At 65.4% G+C, this 25947-nt stretch carries 23 protein-coding genes and 2 tRNA genes; 15 read left to right on the top strand and 10 right to left on the bottom strand.

Going from position 1 to position 25947, the window contains the following annotated elements; genetic code table 11:
* Positions 1 to 60 precede the first annotated feature (60 nt).
* From ACLI1C_RS11235 to ACLI1C_RS11225, 3 genes are all read left to right on the top strand, one after another.
* Positions 61 to 780 (top strand): VWA domain-containing protein, encoded by a 720-nt coding sequence (locus ACLI1C_RS11235; RefSeq protein WP_411396937.1) that lies wholly within the window; start codon positions 61 to 63, stop codon positions 778 to 780.
* The gene (locus ACLI1C_RS11230) at positions 777 to 1475 is read left to right on the top strand and encodes a DnaJ domain-containing protein (protein WP_411396936.1); all 699 of its coding nucleotides are present in this window, start codon (positions 777 to 779) and stop codon (positions 1473 to 1475) included. Before ACLI1C_RS11235 ends, ACLI1C_RS11230 begins: the two co-directional genes overlap by 4 nt.
* 92 nt (positions 1476 to 1567) lie before the next feature.
* Positions 1568 to 2413 (top strand): division plane positioning ATPase MipZ, encoded by an 846-nt coding sequence (locus ACLI1C_RS11225; protein WP_411396935.1) that lies wholly within the window; start codon positions 1568 to 1570, stop codon positions 2411 to 2413.
* A gap of 3 nt (positions 2414 to 2416) precedes the next feature.
* Here the strand turns inward: ACLI1C_RS11225 and ACLI1C_RS11220 are convergent, their stop codons facing one another.
* The 3 genes from ACLI1C_RS11220 to ACLI1C_RS11210 form a co-directional block, all read right to left on the bottom strand.
* Positions 2417 to 2689 carry a hypothetical protein gene (locus ACLI1C_RS11220; RefSeq protein ID WP_411396934.1) on the bottom strand — a complete coding sequence of 91 codons (273 nt, stop codon included), beginning with the start codon at positions 2687 to 2689 and terminating at the stop codon, positions 2417 to 2419.
* An 82-nt stretch (positions 2690 to 2771) separates the two neighbouring features.
* Positions 2772 to 4355 (bottom strand): serine hydrolase, encoded by a 1584-nt coding sequence (locus ACLI1C_RS11215; RefSeq protein ID WP_411396933.1) that lies wholly within the window; start codon positions 4353 to 4355, stop codon positions 2772 to 2774.
* Positions 4356 to 4591: 236 nt separating this feature from the next.
* Positions 4592 to 5488, bottom strand: coding sequence for an N-formylglutamate amidohydrolase (locus ACLI1C_RS11210; RefSeq protein WP_411396932.1), 897 nt, complete (start codon positions 5486 to 5488; stop codon positions 4592 to 4594).
* Between the two features lie 391 nt (positions 5489 to 5879).
* Here ACLI1C_RS11210 and cpdR point away from each other — a divergent pair, with 391 nt between their 5' ends.
* From cpdR to ACLI1C_RS11195, 3 genes are all read left to right on the top strand, one after another.
* On the top strand, positions 5880 to 6239 hold the full coding sequence (cpdR, locus tag ACLI1C_RS11205) for a cell cycle two-component system response regulator CpdR (protein ID WP_046139960.1): 360 nt from the start codon (positions 5880 to 5882) through the stop codon (positions 6237 to 6239).
* 106 nt (positions 6240 to 6345) lie between these two features.
* Positions 6346 to 6420, top strand: a tRNA-Val gene (locus tag ACLI1C_RS11200).
* 28 nt (positions 6421 to 6448) lie between these two features.
* Positions 6449 to 6523, top strand: a tRNA-Val gene (locus tag ACLI1C_RS11195).
* A 280-nt stretch (positions 6524 to 6803) separates the two neighbouring features.
* On the opposite strand, the gene ACLI1C_RS11190 is transcribed toward ACLI1C_RS11195, so the two are convergent.
* Positions 6804 to 7595, bottom strand: a complete 792-nt coding sequence (locus ACLI1C_RS11190) for a metallophosphoesterase (RefSeq protein ID WP_411396931.1) — start codon at positions 7593 to 7595, stop codon at positions 6804 to 6806.
* A gap of 69 nt (positions 7596 to 7664) precedes the next feature.
* Positions 7665 to 8063, bottom strand: a complete 399-nt coding sequence (locus tag ACLI1C_RS11185) for a winged helix-turn-helix transcriptional regulator (protein ID WP_411396930.1) — start codon at positions 8061 to 8063, stop codon at positions 7665 to 7667.
* Positions 8064 to 8188: 125 nt separating this feature from the next.
* Here ACLI1C_RS11185 and ACLI1C_RS11180 point away from each other — a divergent pair, with 125 nt between their 5' ends.
* Positions 8189 to 8782 carry an NADPH-dependent FMN reductase gene (locus ACLI1C_RS11180; protein WP_411396929.1) on the top strand — a complete coding sequence of 198 codons (594 nt, stop codon included), beginning with the start codon at positions 8189 to 8191 and terminating at the stop codon, positions 8780 to 8782.
* 7 nt (positions 8783 to 8789) lie between these two features.
* On the opposite strand, the gene ACLI1C_RS11175 is transcribed toward ACLI1C_RS11180, so the two are convergent.
* Positions 8790 to 9404 carry a pyridoxamine 5'-phosphate oxidase family protein gene (locus ACLI1C_RS11175; protein WP_411396928.1) on the bottom strand — a complete coding sequence of 205 codons (615 nt, stop codon included), beginning with the start codon at positions 9402 to 9404 and terminating at the stop codon, positions 8790 to 8792.
* A gap of 147 nt (positions 9405 to 9551) precedes the next feature.
* On the opposite strand from ACLI1C_RS11175, the gene msrB reads away from it, so the two are divergent.
* Positions 9552 to 9956 carry a peptide-methionine (R)-S-oxide reductase MsrB gene (gene msrB / locus ACLI1C_RS11170; RefSeq protein WP_332700281.1) on the top strand — a complete coding sequence of 135 codons (405 nt, stop codon included), beginning with the start codon at positions 9552 to 9554 and terminating at the stop codon, positions 9954 to 9956.
* 63 nt (positions 9957 to 10019) lie between these two features.
* On the opposite strand, the gene hrpB is transcribed toward msrB, so the two are convergent.
* On the bottom strand, positions 10020 to 12476 hold the full coding sequence (gene hrpB, locus ACLI1C_RS11165) for an ATP-dependent helicase HrpB (protein ID WP_411396927.1): 2457 nt from the start codon (positions 12474 to 12476) through the stop codon (positions 10020 to 10022).
* 65 nt (positions 12477 to 12541) lie between these two features.
* On the opposite strand from hrpB, the gene ACLI1C_RS11160 reads away from it, so the two are divergent.
* Entirely contained in the window at positions 12542 to 13405 is an 864-nt protein-coding gene (locus ACLI1C_RS11160; protein WP_411396926.1) for an aldose 1-epimerase family protein, read from the top strand.
* A gap of 208 nt (positions 13406 to 13613) precedes the next feature.
* Here the strand turns inward: ACLI1C_RS11160 and ACLI1C_RS11155 are convergent, their stop codons facing one another.
* Together ACLI1C_RS11155 and ACLI1C_RS11150 are read right to left on the bottom strand one after the other, a co-directional pair.
* Complete coding sequence (locus ACLI1C_RS11155) at positions 13614 to 14963, bottom strand: sigma-54-dependent transcriptional regulator (RefSeq protein WP_411396925.1); 1350 nt, start codon at positions 14961 to 14963, stop codon at positions 13614 to 13616.
* Positions 14960 to 16819 (bottom strand): ATP-binding protein, encoded by a 1860-nt coding sequence (locus ACLI1C_RS11150; protein WP_411396924.1) that lies wholly within the window; start codon positions 16817 to 16819, stop codon positions 14960 to 14962. The genes ACLI1C_RS11155 and ACLI1C_RS11150 overlap by 4 nt, the downstream gene beginning before the upstream one ends.
* 198 nt (positions 16820 to 17017) lie before the next feature.
* On the opposite strand from ACLI1C_RS11150, the gene ACLI1C_RS11145 reads away from it, so the two are divergent.
* The 3 genes from ACLI1C_RS11145 to ACLI1C_RS11135 all read left to right on the top strand — a co-directional run bounded on the left by ACLI1C_RS11145 (position 17018) and on the right by ACLI1C_RS11135 (position 20053).
* Complete coding sequence (locus tag ACLI1C_RS11145) at positions 17018 to 18001, top strand: tripartite tricarboxylate transporter substrate-binding protein (protein ID WP_411396923.1); 984 nt, start codon at positions 17018 to 17020, stop codon at positions 17999 to 18001.
* 69 nt (positions 18002 to 18070) lie between these two features.
* Positions 18071 to 18532: a tripartite tricarboxylate transporter TctB family protein gene (locus tag ACLI1C_RS11140; RefSeq protein ID WP_411396922.1), complete on the top strand. Its 462-nt coding sequence runs from the start codon at positions 18071 to 18073 to the stop codon at positions 18530 to 18532.
* Positions 18533 to 18547: 15 nt separating this feature from the next.
* Positions 18548 to 20053, top strand: a complete 1506-nt coding sequence (locus ACLI1C_RS11135) for a tripartite tricarboxylate transporter permease (protein WP_411396921.1) — start codon at positions 18548 to 18550, stop codon at positions 20051 to 20053.
* A 154-nt stretch (positions 20054 to 20207) separates the two neighbouring features.
* Here the strand turns inward: ACLI1C_RS11135 and ACLI1C_RS11130 are convergent, their stop codons facing one another.
* The gene (locus ACLI1C_RS11130; RefSeq protein ID WP_411396920.1) at positions 20208 to 21719 is read right to left on the bottom strand and encodes a helicase HerA domain-containing protein; all 1512 of its coding nucleotides are present in this window, start codon (positions 21717 to 21719) and stop codon (positions 20208 to 20210) included.
* A gap of 405 nt (positions 21720 to 22124) precedes the next feature.
* Here ACLI1C_RS11130 and clpS point away from each other — a divergent pair, with 405 nt between their 5' ends.
* The 3 genes from clpS (at position 22125) to ACLI1C_RS11115 (ending at position 25946) form a co-directional block, all read left to right on the top strand.
* A complete protein-coding gene (clpS, locus tag ACLI1C_RS11125; protein ID WP_411398305.1) occupies positions 22125 to 22499 on the top strand; it encodes an ATP-dependent Clp protease adapter ClpS in 375 nt (124 codons plus the stop codon).
* A 9-nt stretch (positions 22500 to 22508) separates the two neighbouring features.
* Positions 22509 to 24848, top strand: a complete 2340-nt coding sequence (clpA, locus tag ACLI1C_RS11120) for an ATP-dependent Clp protease ATP-binding subunit ClpA (protein ID WP_411396919.1) — start codon at positions 22509 to 22511, stop codon at positions 24846 to 24848.
* 204 nt (positions 24849 to 25052) lie between these two features.
* Complete coding sequence (locus ACLI1C_RS11115) at positions 25053 to 25946, top strand: hypothetical protein (protein ID WP_411396918.1); 894 nt, start codon at positions 25053 to 25055, stop codon at positions 25944 to 25946.
* The last annotated feature ends 1 nt before the right edge of the window (position 25947 follow it).

Genomic DNA, 25947 nt, shown 5'->3' with positions numbered 1-25947 from the left:
TCTGCGTGGGACGCGGCCAGCGGGCTTGCGGCAGGGCCGGGGGGGCCACATATTCAAGCCATGACAGACAAGGACGCCATAGCACGACATAGAGCGGGCCTGCCCGAGCAGGGCAAGGTGAGCGGCGATATCGCGGCCTTCGTCCAGAAGGTGGGACAGATGGCGCGGCCCGGAGCGGCGCAGGACGGCAGGCTGCTGTTCGCGCTGGACGCGACCATGAGCCGGCAACCGACCTGGGACCTGGCCTGTTCGCTGCAGGCTGAAATGTTCCGGGCGATTCCCAAGGCCAGTGCGCTGCAGGTGCAGCTGCTGTATTTCCGCGGCTTCGGCGAGTGCCGGGCCTCGAAATGGGTGGTAGATGCCGATGCGCTGGCCAAGCTGATGACCGGCATTGCCTGCCAGGGGGGCAATACGCAGATCTCCAAGGTGTTCGCGCATGCCCGCACGGAGCATGCCAAGAGGCGGATCAATGCCGTGGTCTATGTCGGCGATGCCATCGAGGAAAATGTCGACGACCTGGCCGAGAAGGCCGGACAGCTTGGCCTGCTCGGCTGCCCGATGTTCGTCTTCCAGGAGGGACGGGACGCGCGGGTCGAAGCGGCGTTCCGCGAATTCGCGCGGCTCACCAAGGGCGCCTATGCCCGCTTTGATGCCTCGGCACCCCAGGAGCTGGCGGCGCTGCTCAAGGCGGTGGCGGCCTATGCCAGCGGCGGCAGGGACCTGCTCAAGCTGCAGGGCAGCGGCCAGGCGCAGGCCTTGCTGGCGCAGTTGCCAAGATGACCTATTTCTTCATCGGCGGAGCGCTGCTGCTGGCGGCGCTGGCCGCCTATCAATACATGCGCAAACTGGGGCGGCGGCAGCTGATGCGCGGGCTGCGCTGGGTGGTGGGCATCGGCGCGGCCATGGTGGCGGTGTTCATGCTGCTGGCGCGCCGGATCGATATCGCCATTTTTGTCGGCGCGGTGGCCTTTTCCGTGCTGCGCAGCGGACGGCTGGGCCCGTTCTCGTTCGAGAGCGCGGCCGAGGACGGGGGCAATGTCTCCAAGGTCAAGAGCTACCGCTTCGCCATGGAGCTGGACCACGATACCGGCGCCGTCACCGGCCGGGTGCTGAACGGCCAGTTCGCGGGCGCCGACCTGATGGACCTGGGCGAGATGGAGGTGCGTACGCTTTTGGCCGAGGTGGAGGGTGACAGCGACAGCCTGAGCCTGCTGGAAAGCTGGCTGGATGCCAACCGCAGCGGCTGGCGGGAATATTTCGCCGAATCCCAGACGGCTGATGCCGCCACGCCCGAGACCGCTGCCGACCCGCTGGCGGAGGCCTATGAGGTGCTCGGGCTGCAGCCGGGAGCCTCGGACGAGGCGATTCGGGCGGCGCATCGGGAGCTGATGAAGGCCGTGCATCCCGACCATGGCGGGTCGAGCTATCTCGCCTCCAAGATCAACGAGGCCCGCGACCGGCTGCTCCGGCACTAGGCGCAGCAAGTTTGCGGCGGCATTAACGCCCCGTTAACCATGCCGGGCCTTGTTAGCAGCAAGTGGAGAATTCACTGATTTGGGGGCGGGCGATGGCGCGTGATGGTGCGCATGTCATTGTGGTGGGGAATGAAAAGGGCGGGTCGGGCAAATCGACCACCGCGTTTCACCTTGCCGTCTACCTGCTCTATGCGGGCCATCGCGTCGCAACGATCGACGTGGACAGCCGCCAGCAGACGCTGACGCATTACCTGCGCAACCGGCGCATGCATGCCCAGGAGACCGGGCGGAAGCTGCCCAACCCGACGCATTTCCACCTGCCGTCGGCCTGGGGCGACTCGGTCAAGGAAAACCAGAAGGCCGAGTTCGAGGTGTTCCGCCGGGCTGTGGGCGAGGTGGAGCGCGGTGTCGACTTCCTGATCATCGATACGCCGGGCTTTGACACCAACCTGACGCGGCTGGCGCATTCGCTGGCCGACACGCTGGTGACGCCGGTCAATGACAGCCTGATCGATCTTAACGTGCTGGCGCGCACCGATCCGGAAACCGGGCTGCCGGTGGAAACGAGCCATTATGCGCGGCTGGTGCAGCGGGCGCGGTCTGAGCGGCTGGCGATCGGGGGCGAGACCATCGACTGGGTGCTGGTGCGCAACCGCATCTCGATGCTGTCCTCGCGCAATGCGCGGCAGGTGCATACCACGCTGGAAGGGATTGCGACGCGGTTTGGCTGCCGCATGGCGGACGGGATTGCGGAGCGGGTGATCTTCCGGTCGCTGTTTCCCAGCGGCACCACGGTATTCGATCCGCTGGACGAGGAGGGCGAGACGTCCTCGGTGTCCCATGTCAGTGCGCGGCAGGAATATCGCAACCTGGTTTCGGCACTCAACCTGCCGCTGATCGAGAAGCGGGTGGCCGAGCCGATCCTGCTGTCGGCCTGAAGGCTAGCGCTGGCTGCCCAGGCTGAGGCGGATGGCGCGGGCGCCGCCGGGTGCGAAGACGTCGAGGTCGATGCTGACGGGATCCTGCACCATGCGCCGTGTGCGCGAGGAGAGGGCCAGCACGACGCCCAAAAGGTCGCCGACGCTGCGCTTGCGCGGCAGGATGCGCCCGGTAATGCCGGCCAGGGCGCGGTTGCGCACAGCCATATTTTCCGAGGCCAGGCTCGAGCGGCCGACAAAATTGGCCAGCTCGGTGAGGGCAGTACGTTCGCTCATTGGGCTACTCCAAACACAGGCACCAATTTGCTTCCCTGGGTGGACGGCGCTTCAGCGGCGCCGTCTCATTTGTCCGGTGTGATCAGCTCTGCATGGCCAGGCAGCTGAGATTCTGCTGCTTGAGCTGGTTGCACATGGCCGTCGCATCATCGCGTCCGCCGAAGCCGACGAAGCGGGCGCGGAAGAAGGTCTGGCCGTTCTTTTCGAAGCGCTCCACATAGGAGCGGAAGTCGCCCAGCGTGCCGACCTTGCCGGCGGCATCGGACAACATGGCGCGGGCGCTGCCCTCGGATGGGCCGGCGCCGATCTGCACGACCCAGCCACCAGGCGCGGCATCGGCGGTCTGCACGCTGCCCGAGGTCAGCAGGTCGACCGGCTGGCTGGGTGCGCCGACTTCGGCAGGCGGCTGGATGCCGAGCGGGGCGGAGGGGACGGTCTGGCCCAGGGCCGCCGGAGGGGCGCCCAGATTGTAGCTTTCGCTGAGCCAGGCGCCGATGATGTCCTGGCTGGGATAGGCGGGCTGCGGCGCCTGGGAGGGCGCGGCGAGGGTATTGGCGGCCTGGACAGCCGGTTGCAGGCCCAGATCGGCCGGCATGGGCGCAGGCTGTGGCGCGGCGCTCGCCACGACCACTTCGGGCATGGGCTGGATGGCCGGCGCCTGCGGCTGGGCACCATTGGCGGCCACGAGCTGGGCAAGGCGGAAGCCGGGCAGGGGCATGGGCATGACGAAAACGGGGCGGGTCGGCTGGGCAACGGCAACCTGCACATTGCCCTGGCGGCCCGGGACCGGGATCATGGCGGTCTGCAGGTAATCGCCGCGGCGGCCCTTGGAGAGATAGTTGGCGACAAGCTGGCGCACCTTTTCGTCGCGGGCGCCGGCGGAGTTGAAGCCGAAGGCGACGACGACGATATGGCGGCCGTCCTTGCGGGCGGCGGTCAGCAGGTTGGAACCGGCGGCGTTGATATAGCCGGTCTTGATGCCGTCGACGGCGCCCATATAGCCCAGCACGCGGTTGTGGTTGCCGTAGGTCGACTTGCCGTAGCGGAAGCTGGTGGTCTGGAAGAACTCGTAATAGCTCGGGAAATGCTGGTAGACGGCGATGCCGAGAATGGCCTGGTCGCGCACGGTGGTGACCTGGCCACCATCGGGCAGGCCCGAGGCATTGCGATAGGTGGTGCTGCGCATGCCCAGGGCGCGGGCCGTGGCGGTCATGCGTTCGGCGAACTTGGATTCGGTGCCGGAAATGTGTTCGGCGATGACGCGGGCCATGTCATTGGCCGACAGGGTCACCAGCGACTTGATGGCGTCTTCCACCGTGATGGTGGCGCCGGCGCGCAGGCCCAGCTTGGTGGGCACGGCTGCGGCCGCATGGCGCGACACAGTCATCTTGGTGGAAAGCTTGAGGTTGCCGGCGCTCAGCTCCTGGAAGAGCACGTAGAGCGTCATCACTTTGGCGACGGAAGCGGGATAGCGCCGGCTGTCGGCGGCCTCTTCGTAGAGGACGTGACCGGACTTGGCGTCGACCACGATGCCGGCGTATTTGCGCAGGTTTTCAATGGCCTGCGCTGGCGCCATGGTCGGGACGGTGACCGCGAGGGCGATCAGAACTGCGGCAAAGGCGCGCAAAAATACAGCGCGCCATGGGGATTTCGCCTGGGAAGCCACCCGGTACTCCAACTTTACTCTCGGGCAACTCTGCGCCCGTACGCAACACAACTGCTCGGATATCCGGGTGAGCCCCACGCGCCCGGACGATCCACTAATCCCTGAAGGATAGGGCAGCCCCGTTACGAATCCGTAAAATGCCAACGATTTGGGCGAGGGTGTGGAAACGTGGTCACGGCTGGGTGATCAATCCGCCGCCAGCGGCTCAGCAGGTGGGTTGGGCGAGAGAGGCGGGGCTATTCCGCTGCGGCTTTTTCCGCCACGGGCTGGCTGCCGGCCAGGGCGACGAGATCGAGGCCGATCAGGGCGAAGATCAGGCGGTCGAGCAGGGCGCGGATGGGATCGAAGCCCTCATTCTTGGCCAGCGTGACCTCGTTCATATAGAGGTGCCGGCTGATCTCTATCTGCAGGGCATGCACGCCGTGTTGCGGGCGGCCATAGGTGCGGGTGGCAAAGCCGCCGGCATAGGGCCGGTTGCGGGCGACGCGCAGGCCGGCGCTGGTGAAGATGGTCTCGACCAGATCGACCAGCATTGGCGCGCAGGTGGTGCCGTAGCGGTCGCCCAGCACAATGTCCGGCGCCGCCTTGTCGTTCGTGCGGGTGATGCGCGGCATGGAGTGGCAATCGATCAGCAGGGCCACGCCAAAGGCGCCGATGGCTTCGCTCAGCAGCTTCTGCAGGGCTGCGTGATAGGGGTGGTAGATGCCCTCGATACGCATGCGCGCATCCTCGAGCGTCAGGCGGTCCCGATAGATCGGTTTGTTCTCGGCGACGACGCGGGCCAGCGTGCCCAGGCCCGCCGCGACGCGCGGGGAGGTGGTGTTGAAGCGGTCCGACAGGGGTTCGACGAACATTGTCGGATCGAGTTCCCAGGGCTCGCGATTGACGTCGAGATAGGCCCGGGGGAAATGCGCGCGCAGCAGGGGCGCACCCAGATGGGGGGCTCGGGCGAAGAGTTCATCGACCCATGCATCTTCCGATTGCCGGATGGAGAGGTGATCCAGCCGGGTCATGGCCATGAATCGCTCGGGATAGACGCGGCCGGAATGGGCGGAGTTGAACACCAGCGGCGCCACCAGCCGGCGGGGCCGGATCGTTTCAAATGCTGGCTGATCCCAATAGTCGGACCGCACGCTGCCTCCCAGGCGCCGTTTGCCGCGCCCCACTGATTTACCCAATGAGTGTGGCCGTTTGCGCCCGATTTGTCCAGATTCTCGCAAAATCGGGAACTGAGCCTGCAGTCGTTCGGGCATAGGCCTCATGGCCTTCTCGCCCTGACTTCGTTGTGCGGCATCGCTCTAGCCATTCGGGCATAGCCCTCATGGGCTTCTCGCCTTAAATCGCTCCACAGGAGCGATTTACCCTCCGGGACGGCTCAAAGAGTTGCAGAACGGCAAACTTCGCTTAAACATCGCGGGCTACAATGCGACTCAATCATGCCAAACTGGCGTGCAGTGTGTTTCGCGATGCGCCGGGCCGGATAAAACCCATCCAGCGGCGCAAATCGAACGGCCGGAGATTTCCATGAAGCGAATTCTGCTCGCAGAAGACGACAATGACATGCGTTCCTTCCTGACGCGTGCGCTCAAGAACGCGGGCTATGAAGTCGTTTCGTTCGACAACGGGCTCTCTGCCTATGAGCGGCTGCGCGAGGAGCCCTTTTCCCTGCTGCTCAGCGATATCGTGATGCCGGAAATGGACGGCATCGAGCTGGCCCGCCGCGCCACCGAGCTCGACCCCGATCTCAAGGTGATGTTCATCACCGGCTTTGCCGCCGTGGCGCTGAACCCGGACAGCGATGCGCCCAAGGATGCATCGGTGCTCTCCAAGCCGTTCCACCTCAAGGATTTGGTCAACGAAGTCGAGCGCCTGCTGGCCGCCTGATCACGGAATTTCCACAAGGCCAAATAGACCACTTGACCCCAAACCGGGTTTTATGGTCTATCCGCGCCACTGGAAGGGCTTAGCGGTTCTTCCTTCCCGGAGAGATGGGCGTATAGCTCAGCGGGAGAGCACCTCGTTGACATCGAGGGGGTCACAAGTTCGATCCTTGTTACGCCCACCATCTCTCTAAGACTTTCGCCTTTGGCGATGGGAGTATAGCTCAGCGGGAGAGCATTCGCTTCACACGCGAAGGGTCACAAGTTCAATCCTTGTTACTCCCACCATTCCCCTTTTCGTGACGCCGGTCTGCAAATGGCAATCGGCTGCGCTTGTGGTGCTCACGCACCAAAGCGTACGCTGCGCTCATAGCCCTGCGAGCGTAGCTCTCCGGACCTTCTCCAAGAAAGCTCATCACTCTCGCCGATCACCGTTTTCGACTCGGCCTGACGAAAAGACCCGACTGAGAAGCCGGGCGCTTGCCTGATCGTTTCACCCCACAAATCGTCACCCTCGGGCTCGACCCAAGGGCTCTTCATTTGCGGCGCACCTTTGCAGCCCAGGGGATCAGTCGTCCCCGACAAAAATCTCTGCATTGCCGTCGATGAAGTCGTCGAACAGCACCGTGGTGCTATCGGGCGTGCCGATGACGAAGGCCATCTGGCCAGGGCCGGAGAGGTAGCGCATCGGGACGTGCGGCTGGTCGACACTGACCGAATAGTGCCCGCCTGCCAGCGTGGTGAAGGGCAGGCCGCGCCAGGTCGCGGTCGAGGTCAGGTGCACATGGCCGGCGATGACCTGGCGGATGTCGGGATGGGTCTTGAGCGCATCGATGAAGGCGTCCGGCTCGAGCATGCGGATATTGTCCGCCTCGATATGCAGGGCATTGGCATTGTGGTGGAGAATCACGATCACCGGACGGTCCATGGCTTCGGCCAGCCGGGCATGCAGCCAGGCGATCTGGCCGGCATCCAATACGCCATCGACGCGGCCCGGTTCGGACGAATCGAGCAGGATGATGCGGTAGCCCTTGACGTCGATGATCTTGTCGACCTTGCCGGTTTCGGCCAGCAGGCCCTTGCCGAAGACGGAGACAAAGGTAGCGCGGTCATCGTGGTTGCCCAGGGTGATATGCACCGGGATGGGGATGTGGGCGATGATGGCCTTGAGGTGCTCATAGGCCGCCGCCTGGCCCAGATCGGCCAGGTCGCCGGCCAGCACGCAGAAATCGGCATCATGATAGCGGGCAATCACCGCATCGACGGCTTGCTGCAGCCGGGCGCCGGTATGGAGCGTCATGGACAACTCGCCCTCCGGCATCACATGCAGGTCGCTCATCACCACGAATTTGAGGGTCATTTCCCGCCTCTGGAAAGATCGATGCTCCTGCCTATCGGTAGAGCATGACTGGCGGGTGACAGAACAGGTTCAGATGCCCTTGGCCGCCGCATAGCGTTCGCGGGCCCGAGCAACCCGATCGCCATTGCGCTCGGTCCACTCGCTGATGGCAGTCAGCGGCGCCTGGAGTTCGCGACCCATGTCGGTGAGTTCGTAATCGACGCGCGGGGGAATGATCGGTGTGACCGTGCGATGCACGATGCCATCTTCCTCCAGCTCCCGCAGGGTCTGGGTCAGCATCTTTTGGGAAACGCCGTGCACCTGACGGCGCAGCTCGGAAAAGCGCATCGGGCCACGCATCAAGGCCATGATGACGTAGAGCGACCAGCGACCGCTGATACGGCCGAGGACCTGGATCATCGGGACGGCGACGCGGGTGCATTCCGCGAAGGTGTGGGGTGGTTCCGTCGGGGTAATCGGGGTTTCCATCGGGTGCCTCCGGAGAGAAAAAAGTGCCGTCTTGCGCGGTCTGTGGACAGTCACCAACATAGAGTGAGTTACGCTAAGTGACTAGATATCGAATCGTTCCTCAGTCAATAAAAGAGACCAAATCCATGAGCAAGCCCCGCATCGGCATCGTCATTTCCACCACCCGCGAAGGCCGCTTCGGCGAGCGGGTGGCGCGCTGGGTGACTGACCTGGCTGCCGGCCGGACCGACATCACCACCGAGATCGTCGACCTGCGCGATTATCCGCTGCCCTTCTTCGAATCGGTCGCCTCGCCGCGTTTCGTGCCGATCGATACGCCCGAGGCCAAGAAGTGGTCGAGCAAGCTGGCGGAACTGGATGGCTATGTGTTCGTCACCGCGGAATACAATCACTCGATATCCGGCGTGCTCAAGAATGCGCTGGATTTCGTGTTTGCCGAGCCGGCGCGCAAGCCGGCCGCCTTTGTCGCTTATGGCGCCGTGGGTGGGGCGCGGGCGGTCGAGCACCTGCGCAATATCGTGGTGGAGCTCAGCATGGTGCCGCTCAACCGGGCGGTCCATGTCAACATGGAGCCCTTCCTCGGCTTGATCCGCGATGGCAAGGACTTCGCCGACTATCCGTATCTGGCGCCGACGGTCGAGACGATGCTGGAGGAACTGGCCTGGTATGCCGAAACGCTGAAGGCCGGCCGGGATGCGGCGGAGCTGAAGGCGGCCTGAGCCGCCTTCACCACATCGTCTGCTTGGCGCGCTCCGGCCAGGCCTGGTCATAGGCCGTTCCGCCGACCTGGTTGTCGGTCATGCGGGCGAGGATTTCGCCCGGTGTCGGCAGGGTTTTCGGGTCGAGGTGGCGGGCCGGGTTCCACAGGTCGGAGCGCACGATGGCCCGGGCGCACTGGAAATAGAGTTCGTCGATCTGCATGACGATGACCGAGCGCGGCGCCTTGCCCTCGACCTCGAAACTCGCCAGCAGGGCGGGGTCGATGCTGAGATGTGCGCGGCCATTGGCGCGGAAGGTGGTGCCGCTACCGGGCAGGAGGAAGAGGAAGGCACAGCGCGGATCGCGCACGATGTTGCGCAGCGAATCGATGCGGTTGTTGCCGCGCCGGTCGGGCATCATCAGCGTCTCGTCATCATGGATGCGGACAAAGCCGGGCTGGTCGCCGCGCGGAGAGCAGTCGATACCCTCGGGGCCGACGGTGGCGAGCGCGGCAAAGGGGCTGGCTTCCACGAGGCGTCGATATTCCGGCGTCATGCGGCGGGCTACCTTGACGGTGGAGGCGGCGGCGGGAGCGGGCGCATAGAGCGCTTCGAGCTGCTCAAGAGAGGTAACGATGGTCATCGGAACGCCTTCGGGCCCTTCAGGCCGATGTGATGCAAGGGGTCTATGGGCGGGGTGTAACTCATCCTATATGTTGGCCGAATGACAGTGCGACGAGACTTTAGTTTGTGGCGCTTCCTGTTCGGAGGCGCCCGGAAGGAGCAAATGATGGACACCCACGCCTTCAAGGTGACCCGCACCGATGCGGAGTGGCGCGCGAAGCTGACGCCGGAACAGTATCAGGTGATGCGCAACCATGGCACGGAGCGCCCGGGCAGCTGTGCGCTGCTGCATGAAGAGCGGCAGGGCACCTTTGCCTGTGCGGGCTGCGATACGCCGCTGTTTGCCTCGACGCTGAAATTCGAGAGCGGCACCGGCTGGCCCAGCTTCAATGATCCATTGCCGGGCTCGGTGGAGACGACGACCGACAAGAGCTTCGGCATGGTGCGCACCGAGGTGCATTGCGCCACCTGCGGCAGCCATCTGGGCCATGTGTTCCCCGACGGTCCGCCGCCGACCGGATTGCGCTATTGCATCAATGGCGTGGCGCTGAACTTTAGTCCTGCTGCGTAAGAAGAGGCCCCGGAGTGATCCGGGGCTTTTTTTATGTGGTAGAGGTCGGCGTACCCCTCCAGCTCACGTCCCCCGCGGCTTCGCTCGTGCCGTGGGCGCGGCCCTTGCGGGATCGTCCGGCCAGGGGTGGCGGGGGTAGCGGCCCTTGAGGTCCTTGGCGACGTCGGCCCAGGAGCCGCTCCAGAAGCCGGGCAGGTCGCGGGTGGTCTGGATCGGGCGGTGGGCCGGGGAGAGCAGTACCAGCAGCAGGCGGATGCGGCCCTGGGCGATGGTGGGATGGCGGGTCAGCCCGAACAGTTCCTGCACGCGAATCTCGATCGCCGGGCCGCCTTCGGCGGAATAATCGATCGGCACGGCATTACCGGTCGGGGCGGTGAAGTGACTGGGAAGCAGGGCCTCGATCTCCTGGCGGCGGGCATAGGGCAGCAGCAGGTCGAGCGCGGTGCGCAGGTGTTCGCCGGTGATCTCAGAGAGTTTGGTCAAGCCGAACAGGGCCGGCGCCAGCCATTCGGCGACGCCGGGGGCCAGGGTTTCGGCGCTGAGGTCGGGCCAGTCGTCGCCCAGCGTGCCGCGCAGGAAATTGGCGCGGGCGCGCCAGGCTTTCTGCTCGCGGCTCCAGGGCAGGGCGTCAAGGCCGCGGCGGGCGGCAGCTTCGGCCAGGAGAAGAGCCGCGGCTTCCGGGTCTTCGACAGCGACGGGTTCATCGGCGAGGCGGAGGGCGCCCAGGCGCCGGATGCGGCGGGCGCGGACGCTGGCCGACGGCTCGTCGAAGGTGAGGACAGTCTCGCTAACAATATGGGCGGCAAAGAGATTTTCGAGATCGGCTCGGTCGAGCGCAGCGGCGCCTCGGATGCGGGCGGTGGCGGCGGCACCGGTTATGTCGGTGACAACGAGAAAGGGTGATGCGGCAAGGGCTTCGGTCAGCTCGAGGCTGGCCTGGCGGCCATTGGCGAGACGGAACTTGCCGCGACCGGTGGCCTGGGCGACGCGGTCGGGAAAGGCGCGGGCAAGGTGCCAGCCTGCCGGCAGATTGCTGGCAGCATGCTTGCCGTTTGCTTGCGCGGCCCAGCGACGCGCCAGGGCACGGGCATCGTCGGCGCGTTTCGAGCGATCGGTGCGGAAGCGGTCGAGGCGATGGGCGAGGTCGATACTGTCGCCGCCCAGGCCGCGTTCGCCGATGAGGACGGCCAGTTCGGCGGCGGTGAGGGCATCACCTTCCGCGGCAGCGGCGACAACCATATGCGCCAGGCGCGGATGCAGCGGCAGGCGGGCGAGGGCCTTGCCGTCGGCAGTGAGGCGGCCGGTGGCGTCGAGCGCGTCGAGCGACTTGAGCAGGGACACGGCCTCGGACCAAGCGGGGGCGGGCGGGGGATCGAGAAAGAGCAGGGCGGCTGGGTCGGAAACACCCCAGGCGGCCAGGTCGAGGGCGAAGCCCGCGAGGTCGGCAGCGAGAATTTCCGGCGTGTCGAAGGGCTCGAGCGCGGCGGTCTGGCCCTGGTTCCACAGGCGGATGGCGACGCCGGGGCTGGTGCGGCCGGCGCGGCCGCGGCGCTGGTCGGCGCCGGAGCGGGAGACGCGGGTGGTGGCGAGCGTGGTGAGGCCCGTGCCCGGCTCATAGACCGGGACGCGGCGGAAGCCGCTGTCGATGACGATGCGGACGCCATCAATGGTGAGGGAGGTTTCGGCGATGGAGGTGGCGAGCACGACCTTGCGGCGGCCGGGCTCGGCCGGGCGGATGGCGCGATCCTGCTCGGCGGCGGTGAGCTGGCCATAGAGCGGGGCGATATCGGTATTGGCGGGCACGCGGGTGGCGAGGCGTTCGGCCACGCGGGTGATCTCGCCCTGGCCGGGCAGGAAGACGAGGGCGGAGCCTTCATGTTCCCGCAGGGCAGCGAGGACGGCATTGGTGACCTGGTCCTCGAGGCGCTGCAGCGGGTCGGGCTCGCGGTGGATGGTTTCGACCGGGAAGGCGCGGCCGAGGCTCTCGATGACAGGCGCATCATGCAGCAGCCGGGCGACGCGGGCACCGTCGATGGTGGCCGACATGACGAGGACGCGCAGGTCGGGGCGCAGTGCGGCGGCATCGAGGGTGAGGGCAAGGCCCAGATCGCCGTCGAGGCTGCGTTCGTGGAACTCGTCGAACAGCACGGCGGCAATGCCGGTGAGTTCGGGATCGTCCAGCAGCATGCGGGTGAAGACGCCTTCGGTAACGATCTCGATACGGGTTTTGCCGGTGACCCGGCTGTCCATGCGGACGCGATAGCCCACGGTCTGGCCGACCTCTTCGCCGAGCAGGCGCGCCATCTGGGCGGCGGCGGCCCGGGCGGCGAGGCGGCGCGGTTCGAGCACGATGATACGGTGATCCGCGCGCCAGGGGGCGTTGAGCAAAGCGAGCGGGACGCGCGTGGTCTTGCCGGCGCCGGGCGGGGCGACGAGGACGGCGTATGGGCCATCGGCGAGCGCGGCGTGCAGCGCGGGCAGGGCATCGTCGATCGGGAGGGGCGGCAGGGATGCGGGCATTGCCGGTTCATGGCGGATCGGCGAGGGTAGGGCAATAGTTTCGTCAGCTTCGGAGACCCTCGCGCATGCAACTGACCCGGATCGGCAATGAGCACGTCACCGTAGAAGTCTCCCCGCTGGGATCGGAGATGCAGTCGATCGTGACCAGCGACGGGCAGAGCTGGCTGTGGGATGGCGATGCGGCCTTCTGGAATGGACGCTCGCCCGTGCTGTTTCCGATGGTGGGAAGGGCGCCCAATGATCATGTCAGCATAGACGGACAGCGCTATCCGATGGGGCAGCACGGCTTTGCGCGGCGCAGCGAATTCGACCTCGTGGAGAGCGGGGCGGATTACTGCCGGTTCGAGCTGCGTTCGAGCCAGGCGAGTCAGTCGATCTATCCCTTCGCCTTCCGGCTGGCGCTGGAGCATCGGGTAGTGGGCCGGGCGGTGAGTGTCACGGCCGAAGTGAGCAATCTCGATCACCGGCCGATGCCGTTCGGGATCGGTTTTCACCCGGCCTTTGTGTGGCCGCTGCCGGGCTGCGAGGGGCTGGGGCACCGTGTGGTGCTGGAGAATGGCGGAGAGCCGCCGCTGGTGCGACTGTCGGGCGGGCTGGTGAAGCCGGAGCGGCTGCCATCGCCGTTCGAGGCGGGCGAACTGGTGCTGGAGCATGACCTCTTTGCCAGCGATGCCATGCTGTTTCCCGAGGGTGCCGGGGCAGGGCTGCGCTATGGGGCGGGGAGCAAGGCGATCCGGTTTACGTGGGAGAATCTGCCGAACTTTGCGCTGTGGTCCAAGCCGGGGGCACCCTTTGTGTGCCTCGAGCCCTGGCATGGGACAGCGGCGGAGGTGGGTGGCGGCGATGACCTGGCGGAGCGGCCCTATGGCGATGTGCTGGGGCCGGGGGCGACCGGGCGATATGGGTTCAGGGTGGAACTGGTGGAGTAGGTCGGGGCCCCTCAGCGCTCGGCGAGCGTGGCTCCTCCCCCTCCTACCTCCCCCATCAAGGGGGAGGTTTCCCTCCACTCTGGGGGCACGATCGAGTTCAATCCACTGGAGGAGGGTGGGAGGGGGTGGCGGTTGGCCCGGATATCTGGGCCAGACACCCCCCTCCCTTGATCCCTCCCCGCAAGGGGGGAGGGTGTCGACTACACTTTCAGCGCCGCACCCCCAACCTCGCCATTTTCTCGCTCAGCGTTCGCCTTGGCACCTGCAGCGCATCCACCACGGCGGCGATGGAATCGCCGTGCCTTGCGAGCTCGGCTTCGATGACGTGGCGTTCGTAGGCGGCGACGCGGTCGGCGAGGCTGGCGGAGGAGCTGACGGGTTTCGATCTGGGGCCGAGGATGGTGTCGAGGGAGCGGCCGGTGGCGTCGAGGCCGAGGGCGAAGCGGTCGGCGGCGGCCTTGAGTTCGCGGACATTGCCGGGCCAGGTGTGGACCAGCAGGGCATTGACGTCGGCCGGGTGCAGTTGCGGGGCGGGCTTGTTGAAGCGTTGGGCGGCAAGGCCTAGGAAATGGTGGAAGAGCAGCACGCTGTCTTCGCCGCGATCGCGCAGGGGGGCGAGCTGAATGGTCGCCATGTTGAGGCGATAGTAGAGATCGGCACGGAAGCGCCCGGCCTCGCTTTCGGCAGCCAGATTGACCTTGGAGGCGGCGACGATGCGCACGTCGAGCGGGATCTGGCGGTTGGAGCCGACGCGCTCGACCATGCGCTCCTGGATGACACGGAGCACCTTGGCCTGCGCCAGGAGCGGCATGGATTCGATCTCGTCGAGCAGCAGCGTGCCGCCATTGGCGAATTCGAACTTGCCGATGCGCTTGTCGCGGGCGCTGGTGAAGGCGCCGGCCTCATGGCCGAAGAGCTCGGATTCGATCAGCTCGGCCGGAATGGCCGCGCAGTTGACCGCAACGAAGGGGCCGGCGGCGCGGGCAGAGAAATCATGCAGGCAGCGGGCGACGACCTCCTTGCCGGTGCCGGTCTCGCCCAGGATGATGACATCGGTGGGGATGGAGGCCAGTTCGCGGATGGCGTGGCGCACGTCTTCCATGACCCGGGACGAGCCGATCAGCCTGGTGGCGAGCTCGGTCTCGCCGCCATCGAGCCTGCGGCGCAGTTCGGCGACCTCGCGCTTGAGGCCGGTCTGTTCGGCGGCGCGGCGCAGGGTCTTGACCAGCTGGTCGGGGACATAGGGCTTTTGCAGAAAATCGAAGGCGCCGGCGCGCATGGCTTCGACGGCCATGGGCACGTCGCCATGGCCGGTGATCAGGATGACTTCGGCGGCCAGAGCGCGTTCGCGCACCGTGCGCAGCAGGTCGAGGCCGGACAGGCCCGGCATGCGCACATCGGTGAGGATGACGGACGGGTGAATGTCGTCGAGCATGCGCAGGGCATCGGTGGCGCTGCTGGCGACATGGGTGTCGAAACCGGAGAGGCGCAGCCACTGTTCAAGCGCGGTGCGCACCATTTCTTCGTCGTCGACGATGAGTACGGCGGGGTTGGTCAAGCCTGTTGCCCTTCGGTTCTTGCTGTCTGGGTGAGCGGGAGGCGCACGGTGAAGGTGCTACCCTTGCCGGGAACGCTGGCGACGGTGATGGCGCCGCCGATATCGCGCACCAGCCCGTAGGAGATGGAGAGGCCCAGGCCCAGGCCGCGCCCGGCCTCCTTGGTGGAATAGAAGGGGTCGAAGAGGTTGGCCAGTTCCCCCTCGGGAATGCCCGAGCCGGTATCGGAGACGGCGACCTCGACATTGCGGCCCTTGGCGCGGATGCCGATGGACAGGACGCGGATGGCGGTGTGCTCCATGGCGTCGGCGGCATTGGCGATGAGGTTGATGAAGACCTGTTCGAGGTGGATCGGATTGCCGGTGACCACAAGCTGGCCGCGGTGGCGGGTGTATTCGACGTCGATGCCGAAGGCGCGCAGCTTGTGATCGACCAGGTCCAGGGCATTGGCAAGGACCGCGCCCAGGTCGGCCTGCATCTCGATGCGGGTTTCCTTGCGGGCAAAGGTCTTGAGGTGGCCGGTGAGGGCGGCGAGGCGATCGACCACCCGGTCCATGGTGGAGAGGATCGAGCCGATATCGGCATCCTGCTTCTGGGCGGCGACGAGGCGGGCGCTGGCAATGTGGGTGGTTAGGGCGGCGACAGGCTGGCTTACCTCATGGGCGACGCCGGCCAGGGCCTGGCCGAGACTGGCCATCTTGGCGGCCTGGACCAGCCCGGCCTGGGCCTCGCGCTGGGCATTTTCGGCGCGAATGCGATCGGCGATTTCCTCGCGCAGGGCGGCATTGGCGATGTGCAGGTCCTCGGTGCGCTCGGCGACGCGCTGTTCCAGCCGCTCGTGATCGGCCAGGCGCTGGGCGATGATGCGGCGGCGCTGGACCAGCAGCACGACGATCAGCAACAGCGCGGCGGCACCAAGGCCGGCAGCAGCGGCGGCGGTCCAGGCGCCGCCATAGAGCGGGGCAAGCGGCGTGAAGGCGATCAGCTGCCAGCCATGCTTGGGCAGGCGGAGTTCCTGAAGGATGAAGTAGCCCGAGGTTTCCGGATCGTTGCCGGCCAGCAGGGCGAATTCCGCCCCACGCGAAAACCAGCGGTCGGTGATGATGCCGGTATTGTCGACGCCGTATTCTCCATAGCGCTGCTGACTCGAAATACTCTCGATCCGGGCGCGGGAAATGGACTGGAGTGGGCGATAGCGCCAGTCGGGGCGGGTGGAGAGGATCACCACGTCATTGACGTCGACAATGCCGATCAGCTCGCCCGAGCGCCACCAGGCGGCTTCGATCTCGCCCAGATTGATCTTGGTGACGGCGACGCCCAGCGGACCATCGGGTCCATCGACGCGCTGGGAGAGGAAATAGCCCGGCACATTGGTGGAAATGCCGAAGGCATAATATTCGGCACGGCCCAACCGCAGGGCCTCGGCGAAATAGGGGCGGAAGGAATAATTGGTGCCGACGAGGCTGGTGAGGGTCCACCAATTGCTGGCGGCGACCACGGCGCCATTGTTCTCCATGAGGAAGATCTCGCCGGCGCCGGCCGTCTCGTTGAGCTTGGAGAGAAAGCCGTTGGCTGCCTCGACGGCGGCAGCATCATCGGGATTGGCCAGTGCCGCGCGGGTTTCGCGCGCCTGGGAGATGGCCACGGGCAGGTAATGGAAGCGCTCGATGATGGCCTCCAGCGTGCGCTCGAACAGCGCGAGGCGGCGCTGGGCCTGTTCGCGGGAATCGTGGATCCGGGCGTTGAGGGTGGTCTCGAAGGCGAACCAGGCGATCAGCGTGACAGCCAGCAGGCCGAGGGTGCCGAACACCAAGTGGCGGCGACCAAACCAGTTCCGCAATGTGGATCGAAGGGCCACGGGCATGTTTCCGCTCGGCCAATCGGCAAGAAGTTGCCGATAACTTGGCCGAACCTGAGCAAGTTCTTGCCGGTTTGGTCGTTGCGTTCAAGAGAAAAAGCATATCAGCATTGCGTTTGGCGCGTGGCACGCGGCTTGCATTGCTGAAGGCGACCCCCGGGGAAACGCCGGGATCAAAACCAATGGGAGGACAACTCTATGAAGACCATCGTCAAGATTCTGGCCGCGGGCCTTGTGGCCGGCTCGGCGCTCAGCGCCGTCACCGTCATGGCACAGGACTATCCGAACCAGCCCGTGACCATCGTCGTGCCCTTCGCGGCCGGCGGCCCCACCGACACGGTGACGCGCCTGGTTGCCGCGGCCATGAGCGAAGACCTTGGCCAGCAGGTTGTGGTGCAGAATGTCGGCGGCGCCGGCGGTACGCTGGGTGCCGGCCAGGTGGCTGCTGCCGCCAATGACGGCTATACGCTGCTGCTGCACCATATCGGCATGTCGACCGCCCCGGCGCTCTATGCCAGCCTGCCCTATGACCCGATGACCGATTTTGCCCCGATCGGGCTGGTCACCGAAGTGCCGATGACCATCGTGGCGCGCAAGGATTTCGAGCCGGCGACGCTCGAAGACCTCATCGCCCATGTCAAGGAAAACGGCGAAGACATCACCTATGCCAATGCCGGCATCGGCGCGGCAAGCCAGCTCTGCGGCCTGCTGTTCATGGATGCGCTCGACACCAAGATGACCGAAGTGCCCTACCAGGGCACCGGCCCGGCCATGACCGACCTGCTGGGTGGCCAGATCGACATGATGTGCGACCAGACCACGAACACGACCAGCCAGATCCTGGCCGGCGAGATCAAGGCCTATGCGGTGACGACGTCTTCGCGCATCGCCGTGCTGCCGGACGTGCCGACCATGGCCGAAGGCGGGGTGGAGAATTTCGAGCTGGGCATCTGGCACGGGCTCTATGCGCCCGCCGGCACGGACCAGGCCATTATCGATCGCCTGGCCGCCTCGCTGCAGAAGGCCCTGACCAGCGAAACGGTCGGCACCAGCTTTGCCGAGCTTGGCACCTATCCGGTGCAGGCAAGCGAAGCCACTCCCGCCGCGCTGGCACAGAAGCTTGAAGGCCAGATCGGCCTGTGGGCTGAAGTGATCGCCGCGGCCGGCGTTTCGGCGCAGTAAGCCGACCAGCCGGAAGAGAAAAGGACCCTCGGCCCCACGGGCCGGGGGTTTTCACAGGGGAGAGGGACAATGGCACTGAATGCATCACGGAACGACCTTGCCTCGGGGGCGCTGTTCGTCGCCCTGGGCGGCTATTTCGCGCTCGAAGCCATGAAATACGATTTCGGCACGCCGTTCCGCATGGGGCCGGGCTTCATGCCCGTCGTGCTCGGCGGCGTGCTGGTGGCGCTGGGGGTGGCGGTGGCCGCCACGGGCATCGGCAAGCCGGATGCGGAGGCGCCGCCGGCCTGGCCGTGGCGCGGCATTGCCCTGGTGCTGGGCACGATCCTGTTCTTTGCCACGACGATCCGCGGGCTGGGCTTTGTGCCGGTCGTGCTGATTTCGGGCTTTGCGACGGCGCTGTCGAGCCGGCGCAACTCGCTGCTGGCGGCGCTGGTGGTCAGCGTGGGGCTTTGCGTGCTGTGCCTGCTGATCTTCGTGGTGGGGCTGGGGCTGCAATTGCCCTGGTTCGGCCCCTGGCTGCGCTTCTAGACCGGGAGAGACCAGATGGACCTGCTATCCTCGCTTGCCCTGGGCTTTTCGGTCGCGCTTGACCCGATCAATATTCTCTACTGCTTTATCGGCGTGCTGCTGGGCACGCTGGTGGGCGTGCTGCCGGGCATCGGCCCGACGGCGACCATCGCCATGCTGCTGCCCATCACCTTCACGCTGGGGCCCGAGACCTCGCTGATCATGCTGGCGGGCATCTATTACGGCGCGCAATATGGCGGCTCGACCACTGCGATCCTGATCAACCTGCCGGGGGAAAGCTCATCGGCGGTGACGGCGATCGACGGCTACCAGATGGCCCGCAAGGGCCGGGCGGGCGCGGCACTGGCCACGGCGGCCCTCGGATCTTTCTTTGCCGGCACGGTGGCGACACTGCTGCTGGCCTTCTTCGCGCCGCCGCTGGCCCGCGCGGCGCTCAATTTCGGGGCGCCGGAATATTTCTCGCTGATCGTGCTGGGTCTCCTGGTCTCGATTGCCCTGGCGCATGGTTCGATCCTCAAGGCGCTGGCGATGATCGTGCTGGGGCTGCTGCTGGGCATGGTGGGGCAGGATATCTATACCGGCACGCCGCGCTTCACCTTCGGGGTGCGCGAGCTGTTCGGGGGGCTCAACTTCGTGGCGGTGGCCGTGGGCGTCTTCGGCGTGGCCGAGATCCTGCGCAATCTCGAAAACGAGAAGGAGCGCGAGGTCGGGGTCAGCAAGGTCAGCGGACTATGGCTGACCAAGGACGATATCCGGCGGATCATCGGGCCGGTGCTGCGCGGCACGGCGCTGGGCTCGGTGCTGGGGGTGTTGCCGGGGGGCGGGCATATCCTCTCCTCCTTTGCCTCCTATTCGGCGGAAAAGCGGCTCTCCAAGACACCGGAAGAGTTCGGGCATGGGGCCATCGAGGGCGTGGCCGGGCCGGAATCGGCCAATAATGCGGCGGCGCAGACCAGCTTCATCCCGCTGATGACGCTGGGCATTCCGGCCCATCCGGTGATGGCGCTGATGATCGGGGCCTTCATCCTGCAGGGCATCACGCCCGGCCCCAATGTCATCAACCAGGAGCCGGCGCTGTTCTGGGGCATCATCGCCTCGATGTGGATCGGCAACCTGCTGCTGGTCATCCTCAACCTGCCGCTGATCGGGCTGTGGGTGAAGATGCTCTCCATCCCCTATCGCGTGCTGTTCCCGGCCATCGTGCTGTTTGCCTGCATCGGCACCTTCTCGATCAACCAGAATATCTACGACATCTACGCGATCGCCTTCTTCGGCATCGTGGGCTACCTGCTGATCCGCTTCGGCTGCGAGCCGGCGCCGCTGCTGCTCGGCTTCGTGCTGGGGCCGCTGCTGGAAGAGCATCTGCGGCGGGCGATGATCATTTCACGCGGCGATCCGATGATCTTCATCGAGCGCCCCATCTCGGCGACGCTGCTGGGACTGGCGCTGCTGGCAGTGATCGTGGCGGTGCTGCCGAGCATAAGGAAGAAGCGCAACGAGGTGTTTGTAGAGGACGACTGAGGTTCTCTGAATTCTCAGTCGACACCCTCCCCCTTGCGGGGAGGGATCAAGGGTGGGGGGTGTTTAGCCCGGATATCCGGGCCAACCGCCACCCCCTCCAGCCTCCCCCGTCAAGGGGGAGGTGCCGCTCGGTGCCTGTGGCGCCATCACGGACCTACTCGGCTGCGCCGCGTTCGTCGATCATGGCGTCGGGGCCGTTGGGATCGCCGGGGGCGGTTTCGGCGCCGAGGTCGGGGAAGGCGACGACGCGGTTGTTGCGGAAGTCGAGGCGGACGACCAGCAGGCCGCGTTCCTCGAACCAAGTCAGCAGGCGCCGGGCGCGGCTGGCCGAGTGGGTGCCGTAGAGGCGGGCGAGGGTCGCGTCGGAGGGGCAGGGGGCGCCGGTGACGGCGGCCTGCGCCAGCACCAGGAACACGCCCTGCACGTCGTCGGTCAGCGCCTCGGACATGGCAAGCGCCTGCCGCCAGGCATCGCTGCTGGCGACTTCGGCATCGGGGGCCACGCGGGCGACGGCCAGCTTGCGCTTGAAGGCGGGCAGGGCCGGGGGCTCGCCCGGAACGCGCCGGATGCGGCAGCGCACCAGGAAATCCTGATAGAGCACGGCGACGGTGCGGAAGCTCGCGTCGGGATCGCCCAGCAGTTCGGCCATGATGGCGTCGATCTGCCGGTCGCGCTCGGCCTCGTCGATTTCGGGGAAGAGGCTCTGCGGGGCTTCCTCGGCCGGGGCGCGGGGGCGCGAGAGCTGGGCCAGCAACTCGTTGGTGGAGGGCGGCGGAGGCGGTGCCGGCCGGCGGGTGACCGGACGCGCCTGCTCTTCGGGCGAGGCGGTGAAGATGAGATCGGCCGCGTCGACCGGCGCCTCGGGCAGGGGGGTGAGCTTGGGGCTCGAGGAACGGGCCGAGGTTTCGACTGCGCCGATGGTGACCGGCAGGGGCCGGCGGGAAATGGCGGGGCCGAGGGCGACGAAATGGCCGCGGGCGAGGTCGCGGAACTGCTCGGCCTGGCGCTTTTCCATGCCCAGGAGGTCAGCGGCGCGGGCCATGTCGATATCGAGGAAGGTGCGGCCCATGAGGAAATTGGAGGCCTCGGCGGCGACATTCTTGGCCAGCTTGGCGAGGCGCTGAGTGGCGATGACGCCGGCCAGACCGCGCTTGCGGCCGCGGCACATCAGGTTGGTCATGGCGCCGAGCGAAAGCTTGCGCGCCTCGTCGCTGACTTCGCCGGCCACGGCGGGCGCAAAGAGCTGGGCTTCGTCGACGACGACGAGGACGGGATACCAGTAGTCGCGATCGGCATCGAACATGCCGCCGAGAAAGGCGGCGGCGGCGCGCATCTGCTGCTCGACATCGAGCCCTTCGAGATTGAGCACGACGGAAACCCGGTGCTGGCGCACGCGGGCGGCGATGCGGGTCAGCTCGGCCTCGGTGCGGGTGGCGTCGACGACGGTATGGCCATAGCGCTCGGACAGGGTGGTGAAATCGCCCTCCGGATCGATGATGCATTGCTGCACCCAGGGAGCGGACTGCTCGAGCAGGCGGCGCAGCAGGTGGGACTTGCCCGAGCCGGAATTGCCCTGGACGAGCAGGCGGGTGGCGAGCAGCTCCTCGAGGTCGAGCGTCGCGGGCGCGGCGCCCGTGGTGGCGCCCATGTCGATTGCTACCTTCATCGGGTCTCCGGATCGGCGGGTCACGTCCCGGTCGATCGGGAGGCACGCACGCAACTTGTCAGGCCACTGTTAGCACATGCGGGCAGCGATTCGTCGCCGCTGCGACAGCGGACTCCACAGGCGAGCGGGCCGGGTGTCGATCGGCGGGGGCTTGTGTCGGTGGCGGGAAGATTGAAGACGCATGGCAGGGCAGCGTCAGGGCGGAGGTTCACGACCGGGCGCGGCTAAAGCCGCCAAATCCGGGGCTTTTGGCTCATCACGAATTCGGGACACGATGCCCCTTAACACGGCGCTGTTTTTGCCTACATAATGCTCCTCACCATGCTGCTTCGTTTCCACTACGACAGATGTCTTGCCATGAATTTTGATGACCTCCTCGCTTTGACCGATGAGGCCCCAGTCGCGATGCGTCTGGCGCCTGTGCCTGCCCATGCCGGGCCGAAGGAGGATGATCCCGGCAAGGGTGGTGGGGACGGCAAGGGCGGCACCGAAACCGGGACCATCACCAAGACCCGGCCCAAAACCAAGCGTCCGAACCTCTATCGGGTGCTTCTGCTCAACGACGACTACACGCCGATGGAGTTCGTCGTTCTGGTCTTGCAGGACGTCTTCAACAAATCGCGTGAAGAGGCCATGCAGATCATGCTGCACGTTCACCAGAAGGGGGTGGGTGAGTGCGGCGTATATCCATACGAAGTGGCCGAGACCAAGGTCACACGGGTCATGGATACGGCACGCAAGAACCAGCATCCGCTGCAATGCGTGATGGAAAAGCAATAGGAACATCATATGCCCTCATTCTCCCGCGGACTTGAAAAGGCTCTGCATCAGGCGATGAACCTGGCGCGTGAGCGCAACCACGAGTTCGCTACGCTCGAACACCTGCTGCTGGCCCTGACCGACGACCGTGAAACGATCGCCGTGCTGACCGGCTGCGACGTCGATATCGACGCGCTCAAGAGCGACCTCGAAGATTTCATCAATGAAGAGCTGGACAGCCTCATCGTGGCCAATGGCCAGGATGCGCGGCCGACCGCTGCCTTCCAGCGCGTGATCCAGCGCGCCGTCATCCACGTCCAGTCGTCCGGTAGAGAAGAGGTTACGGGTGCCAATGTGCTCGTGGCGATCTTTGCCGAGCGCGAAAGCCATGCCGCCTACTTCCTCGAACAGCAGGACATGAGCCGGCTGGACGCGGTCAATTTCATCAGCCACGGGATTACCAAGTCGGGTCCCAGCGAGGAGCGCAAGGTGCGCGGTGCCGAGGACGGGGAAGGCAATACCGAAGGCGGAGCAGAGGCCAAGAAGAGCTCGGCTTTGGCCGACTTCTGCGTCAACCTCAACGAGAAGGCCCGCTCGGGCAAGATCGACCCGCTGATCGGGCGCGATGCCGAGCTGCGCCGGACCATCCAGATCCTGTGCCGCCGGAGCAAGAACAACCCGCTCTATGTCGGCGATGCCGGCGTGGGCAAGACCGCCATTGCCGAGGGCCTGGCCCGCAAGATCATCGAGGGCGACGTGCCCGAAGTGCTGCGCGAGGCCGTGATCTATTCGCTCGACATGGGTTCGCTCCTGGCCGGCACGCGCTATCGCGGCGACTTCGAGGAACGCCTCAAGGCCGTGATGAAGGAGCTCGAAAAGCTCCCCAATTCGGTACTGTTCATCGACGAGATCCACACCATGATCGGTGCGGGCGCGACGTCAGGCGGGGCGCTCGACGCCTCCAACCTGCTCAAGCCCGCGCTGGCATCGGGCGCGATCCGCTGCATCGGCTCGACCACCTACAAGGAATATCGCCAGTTCTTCGAGAAGGACCGGGCCCTGGTGCGCCGGTTCCAGAAGATCGATGTCAACGAGCCGTCCGTGCCCGATGCCATCGAGATCGTGAAGGGCCTGCGGCCCTATTTCGAAGAGTTCCACAAGATCAAGTATACCGACGACGCCCTCAAGGCGGCGGTGGAACTGAGCGCGCGCTATATCAGCGACCGCAAGCTGCCGGACAAGGCCATCGACGTGCTCGACGAGACGGGCGCCAGCCAGATGCTGGTGACCGAGGACAAGCGCAAGAAGGTGATCGATGTCGAAGACATCGAAGCCACCATCGCCACCATTGCGCGCATTCCGCCCAAGTCGGTCTCCAAATCCGATGCCGACCTGCTGGGCAGCCTCGAGCAGAGCCTCAAGACGGTGGTGTTCGGCCAGGATGCGGCGATCACCGCCCTGTCCTCGGCGATCAAGCTGGCCCGCGCCGGCCTGCGCGAGCCGGAAAAGCCGATCGGTTCCTACCTGTTCACCGGCCCGACCGGCGTGGGCAAGACCGAGGTGGCCAAGCAGCTCGCCGATACGCTGGGCGTGGAACTGCTGCGGTTCGACATGTCGGAATATATGGAGCGGCACACCGTGTCGCGCCTGATCGGCGCGCCTCCGGGCTATGTCGGGTTCGACCAGGGTGGTCTGCTCACTGATGGCGTGGACCAGCATCCGCACTGCGTGGTGCTGCTCGACGAAATCGAGAAGGCCCATCCGGACCTCTACAACATCCTGTTGCAGGTGATGGACCACGGCAAGCTGACCGACCACAACGGCAAGTCGGTGGATTTCCGCAATGTCATCCTGATCATGACCTCCAATGCCGGGGCCATGGACCTGCAGAAGGCGCCGATCGGCTTTGGCCGCAAGCGCGAGCAGGGCGACGACGAAGAGGCGATCAACCGCCTGTTCACGCCGGAATTCCGCAACCGTCTCGACGCGATCATCTCGTTCGCGCCGCTGCCGCGGGAAGTGGTGCGTCGCGTGGTCGAGAAGTTCGTGCTGCAGCTGGAAGGCCAGCTGGCCGAGCGCGGTGTCACCATCGTGCTGCAGCCGGAAGCCGCCGACTGGCTGGCCGAGCGGGGCTATGATGAACGCATGGGCGCGCGTCCGCTGGGTCGCGTGATCCAGGAATACATCAAGAAGCCGCTGGCCGACCAGGTACTGTTCGGCGAACTGGTCAATGGCGGCACGGTGACCGTGGCCGTGGTCGGCGAGGGCAACGAAGCCAAGCTGGAGCTGATCGCGGTTCCGCCAAGGCCGGCCAAGCCCAAGGCCCTGCCCAAGCCGAAAAAGCCCAAGGCGACGGCCGACAAGAACTAAGCAAGAAGCCCCGGAGTGATCCGGGGCTTTTTTGTTGGGGGGTAGGACTTTCGGTCCGATGATGAGCATGTGCTAGTAGCTGGCAAGGCGGATACGCGGTCATAGAAATGCCTAGAACAACCACGTCTTTCAGTTAGCCGCCGCGTAGCAGTTGCGGTACAGAACCTTTTGCCCGTTGCACAGTTTCAAGATGCCGAAGGATCAATGCCCGATTTTGACAAAGAGTGCTTTGTTGTTTGCGCTATCGGCGGGAGCGGAAGTCCCGAGCGAAAACACGCCGACTGGGTTCTTGAAGAGATTATCGAGCCGGTTTTTGAGAGACATTTTGCCGACTTCAAGGTCACTCGCGCCGACAAACTCAAGACGCCGGGGCTCATCGACGCCCAAATCATCGACCGGCTGCTCAATGCGAAGCTTGTTATCGCCGATCTGACGTTCCTCAATCCAAATGCCTTCTATGAGATCGGCATTCGGCACGTTGTCGGCCTGCCAGTTATCCACATGCATCTGGAAGGCGAAAATATCCCGTTCGATGTCAGCTTGTTCCGCTCGCTGCCTTTCGATCTATCGGAACCGAAACATCTGAAGGCCGCAAGAGCGGGATTGAAGGAGCTGCTGGCTGAGGTCCTGCACAAGGACCACAAAGTTGAGAACCCTGTCACGAAGGCTCGGGGGCAAGTGGCTTTTGAGAAGAACGCAACACCTGCGGACGTCGTTCTGATGGATCAGGTTGAAGCGCTCACAGCTGCGGTTTCTCAAGTCCAAGGCCGTCTTAACCGAATGGCGCATGATCCGCTTGGGCTGGCCATTGGCGCGCCCGGCGAGAGTTGGAGACAGCGTTATGGTGGAGAACCGATTGTTTCGAATGATGGCGTCTTGCTGAGGGTTGCGTTTCGGAACGTCACCCGTGGGGACACCCAGACGCTTCTTGATTTTGTGGAGCAACGATTGGCGCCATCGCTCGGTGGTTGTACAGTAATAGAGAGCAACTCCAACAACATAGTCGTACAAATTGGTCACGAGGGAATTCCAGAATTTGTTCTCAAGGACATAGATGTTCTTGCTAAAAATTCAGGGGTCCTAGTCCGAAAGGTCTAGA

It is taken from the genome of Devosia sp. XGJD_8 (assembly GCF_046614475.1).
Taxonomy (GTDB): domain Bacteria; phylum Pseudomonadota; class Alphaproteobacteria; order Rhizobiales; family Devosiaceae; genus Devosia.
This window is presented reverse-complemented; position numbering and strand designations above follow the sequence as displayed.

Bases quoted from the DNA above. Each gene is read 5' to 3' on its own strand.
- clpA (WP_411396919.1), top strand. From the start codon at position 22,509: ATGCCCTCATTCTCCCGCGGACTTGAAAAGGCTCTGCATCAGGCGATG.
- ACLI1C_RS11135 (WP_411396921.1), top strand. From the start codon at position 18,548: ATGGACCTGCTATCCTCGCTTGCCCTGGGCTTTTCGGTCGCGCTTGAC.
- cpdR (WP_046139960.1), top strand. From the start codon at position 5,880: ATGAAGCGAATTCTGCTCGCAGAAGACGACAATGACATGCGTTCCTTC.
- msrB (WP_332700281.1), top strand. From the start codon at position 9,552: ATGGACACCCACGCCTTCAAGGTGACCCGCACCGATGCGGAGTGGCGC.
- clpS (WP_411398305.1), top strand. From the start codon at position 22,125: ATGCGTCTGGCGCCTGTGCCTGCCCATGCCGGGCCGAAGGAGGATGAT.
- ACLI1C_RS11115 (WP_411396918.1), top strand. From the start codon at position 25,053: ATGCCCGATTTTGACAAAGAGTGCTTTGTTGTTTGCGCTATCGGCGGG.
- ACLI1C_RS11190 (WP_411396931.1), bottom strand. From the start codon at position 7,595: ATGACCCTCAAATTCGTGGTGATGAGCGACCTGCATGTGATGCCGGAG.
- hrpB (WP_411396927.1), bottom strand. From the start codon at position 12,476: ATGCCCGCATCCCTGCCGCCCCTCCCGATCGACGATGCCCTGCCCGCG.
- ACLI1C_RS11185 (WP_411396930.1), bottom strand. From the start codon at position 8,063: ATGGAAACCCCGATTACCCCGACGGAACCACCCCACACCTTCGCGGAA.
- ACLI1C_RS11140 (WP_411396922.1), top strand. From the start codon at position 18,071: ATGGCACTGAATGCATCACGGAACGACCTTGCCTCGGGGGCGCTGTTC.
- ACLI1C_RS11145 (WP_411396923.1), top strand. From the start codon at position 17,018: ATGAAGACCATCGTCAAGATTCTGGCCGCGGGCCTTGTGGCCGGCTCG.
- ACLI1C_RS11160 (WP_411396926.1), top strand. From the start codon at position 12,542: ATGCAACTGACCCGGATCGGCAATGAGCACGTCACCGTAGAAGTCTCC.
- ACLI1C_RS11230 (WP_411396936.1), top strand. From the start codon at position 777: ATGACCTATTTCTTCATCGGCGGAGCGCTGCTGCTGGCGGCGCTGGCC.
- ACLI1C_RS11220 (WP_411396934.1), bottom strand. From the start codon at position 2,689: ATGAGCGAACGTACTGCCCTCACCGAGCTGGCCAATTTTGTCGGCCGC.
- ACLI1C_RS11225 (WP_411396935.1), top strand. From the start codon at position 1,568: ATGGCGCGTGATGGTGCGCATGTCATTGTGGTGGGGAATGAAAAGGGC.
- ACLI1C_RS11175 (WP_411396928.1), bottom strand. From the start codon at position 9,404: ATGACCATCGTTACCTCTCTTGAGCAGCTCGAAGCGCTCTATGCGCCC.
- ACLI1C_RS11235 (WP_411396937.1), top strand. From the start codon at position 61: ATGACAGACAAGGACGCCATAGCACGACATAGAGCGGGCCTGCCCGAG.
- ACLI1C_RS11180 (WP_411396929.1), top strand. From the start codon at position 8,189: ATGAGCAAGCCCCGCATCGGCATCGTCATTTCCACCACCCGCGAAGGC.
- ACLI1C_RS11130 (WP_411396920.1), bottom strand. From the start codon at position 21,719: ATGAAGGTAGCAATCGACATGGGCGCCACCACGGGCGCCGCGCCCGCG.